Source organism: Wenyingzhuangia gilva, assembly GCF_030519655.1.
Lineage (GTDB): Bacteria > Bacteroidota > Bacteroidia > Flavobacteriales > Flavobacteriaceae > Wenyingzhuangia > Wenyingzhuangia gilva.
Window position 1 is genome coordinate 1 of the sequence record NZ_JAUMIT010000029.1, and the last position, 2,769, is coordinate 2,769.

General features: G+C 28.7%; 2 protein-coding genes. Both read right to left on the reverse strand.

Annotation, left to right across the window (positions count from 1 at the left end; genetic code table 11):
- Nucleotides 1-274: 274 nt before the first annotated feature.
- Nucleotides 275-796, reverse strand: a complete 522-nt coding sequence (locus QVZ41_RS14500; protein WP_302885365.1) for a hypothetical protein — start codon at nt 794-796, stop codon at nt 275-277.
- Between the two features lie 198 nt (nt 797-994).
- The gene (locus QVZ41_RS14505; RefSeq protein ID WP_302885366.1) at nt 995-1,960 is read right to left on the reverse strand and encodes a Fic family protein; all 966 of its coding nucleotides are present in this window, start codon (nt 1,958-1,960) and stop codon (nt 995-997) included.
- Nucleotides 1,961-2,769 lie beyond the last annotated feature (809 nt).

The window sequence follows — 2,769 nt, forward strand, 5'->3', positions numbered from 1 at the left end:
TCCATAAGTGACTAATTATTGATGAATTTTTAGTCAACCTATTTCAGGATTTTACAGTTGGTTTAATTGCAGGTAATGGTTTTGGCTAGGCTTTGTGCGGGAAGAAAATCGGCCAGATTTTCGGACACGTACTAAGCCGAAGCTTTTTGTTTGGTTTTGTTTCTTTGTTTTCACAAAGCCAAATCAACAAGATTTGGCGACTTAGTAAATATACACAAAACTTTGATTTAGAACTAAACCCGCATGAAGTTTAGCCGGTGTTAGCTTTTGTTTTTTAAAATCGATAACCAACCATTATTCCAAAGTGCGAATACTTAAAATTTTCGCTAATTACTCGATCAATGTCATCTAATATTTTTATACTTATAAGTGGAGTATAGGCAATTCTAAAGTTTATTCCTTTTTTCAATTTATCGTATCTATAACCTATTGAAGGTATAAAAAATAATTCTTCATAAGAATCCCATTCATTATTATTGACAGTGCCACTTTGTATAAAACCTTTCGAATAAGAAACTCCAGCTCCTAAATCTAAGTGATGATTTTTGTTGTTGTTAGTTATTAAATTGACTCCTATGGGTATTCCAATTATATTATTTTGTCCTTTTTTTTTAAAATATGAACCACCAATTCGAATAGCTAGATTATGATTTTTTATTTGTTTAATAATTTTTTCATAATTCACTGAATAAGTAATAGCATTACCACCTAATTCAATAAAAATATTAGAGTTGTTTTTTTGACAATAAGAGTTGAAATAACTTATAATAAATAAAAACAATATTATTTTTTTCATTTTTTTCAAAATTAAAGCTAACGGTTTTGGCTAGGCTTTGTGCGGGAAGAAAATCGCCAAGATTTTCGAACACGCAACTAAGCCGAAGCTTTTTGTTTGGATTTGTTTCTTTTGATTTCACAAAGCCAAATCAACAAGATTTGGCGACTTAGTAAATATAAACAAAACTTTGAAGTAAGCACAAAACCCGCATGAAGTTTAGCCGTTGTTGGGCACAGTAATTTTGTATCGAGTTTTATTTAATTCTCCTATTTTAATTAAAATTCCTAACTCAATTCCTTTTTTTAGATCTCTACTTGCTGTGGAAGAAGATATGTCTTTAAATGTATCCATATAATCTTTTCTTGAAAATTCTTCAAATTCTAAAGTTTTAAAATATTCAAGTCTTTGTTCAGTATTAAAATTTCTGTTGTTATAATTTAATAACTCATTTAAAGAACTATCAATTATTGAAAGCATGTATTCAATGAAGAAAGTTGATTTTCCTGTTTTGTCACATAAAGCGAGTACTTTATAATATTCTTCTTGATTTTTACTTATTAATGTTTCAAATGGTATGTATTCAAAAACTGGATATTTTTCAATTAGAATTAAAGTTTGCCATAATCTTCCCATTCTTCCGTTACCATCTAAAAAAGGATGTATGAACTCCATTTCATAATGAAACACACAGCTTTTAATTAATTCAATTTCGTCTGTTTTCAAATATTCAAATAAATCTTTCATTAAGAAAGGAACATTTTCATGAGGAGGGGCAAGGTGTTCTACTTTTGAGCCTTTTACGATTCCTACGCCTTGTTTTCTATATTTACCAGGCGTTTCTATCAATTCATTCATTAAAACGCTGTGAGCCTTTAAAAATGATTTTTCAGATAGAGGATTATATTTCTCTATATTCTCATAAATCTCAATAGCATTTAATACTTCTAAAACATCTTTCTTAGGGCCAATAACTCGTTTATTTTCAAGTAATGAAGTTATTTGTTCTTCAGTAAGTGTATTACCTTCAATTTTCAAAGAAGAATGAATCGTTTTAATTTTATTCTGTTTTCTAAGAGTAGGAGAGGGTTTGTCTAAAAAAGTTGCATTAATTTCCCCTATTTTTTCAGATATAGAAGTGATTAATTTTAAAATTTTAGGAGTAATATCGTAAGGTGGTTTCATCTTGATGCTATCATTTGATATTATCAAAGATAGATTCAATTCTTAGAATATTCTATTTTTCGGTGATTTTTTTTATTGTGCCCAACGGTTTTAGCTAGGAAACGAAGCGTTAGACTAGCCGATTAATTTTCAGACTTAAAACTACAGAAAATAAAAAGAAAACCAACTTAGAGAAAGCATAAATTAGCTTTGTTTTTTAGCTGTTGTTGGCTTTAGTAGTTTTTCAGACACGAAAATGTTTAGATTGAAAAAGTACTAATCCTTATTTTTTTCAGCGTAACTACTTTTCAAATCGCGTTGTTACGATAAAATTCAACGTTTTGCTTGTAAATATTTATCGGTTAAAGAAAAGTATCAATAAAACAATTTTAGCGTACAGTTCAGCACGTAACTTTTGTAACATTTGTTTTGTTTTAAATAATAGTTTTTCAAAGAATTATGATGATAAATTATTCATTTTTTACGCATAATTCAGCAAGTTATTTTCTTACGCACGGAGAAAAGTCAATAATTTTCAGTCACAAAAAAGTAGATTTTTTAACAAATAATTTTCTTTAAAAAAGTCAATAAATTATCAGTTTATAGAAAAGTTTCAGACTTTAATTTTTGCGTTAAAATTGGTTTCAGAATGCTTCAAGAAAAGTTAAGAATTAATTTATCTGCGGAAATTTCGACCGAAATTTCCTATTAAAGCCAACGGTTTTGGCTAGGCTTTGTGCGGGGTTGAAAATCGGCCAGATTTTCGAACACGTACTAAGCCGAAGCTTTTTGTTTGGATTTGTTTCTTTGATTTCACAAAGCCAAATCAA

Excerpts from the sequence above, each read along its gene's own strand:
- QVZ41_RS14500 (WP_302885365.1), bottom strand. The coding sequence starts at position 796 with ATGAAAAAAATAATATTGTTTTTATTTATTATAAGTTATTTCAACTCT.
- QVZ41_RS14505 (WP_302885366.1), bottom strand. The coding sequence starts at position 1,960 with ATGAAACCACCTTACGATATTACTCCTAAAATTTTAAAATTAATCACT.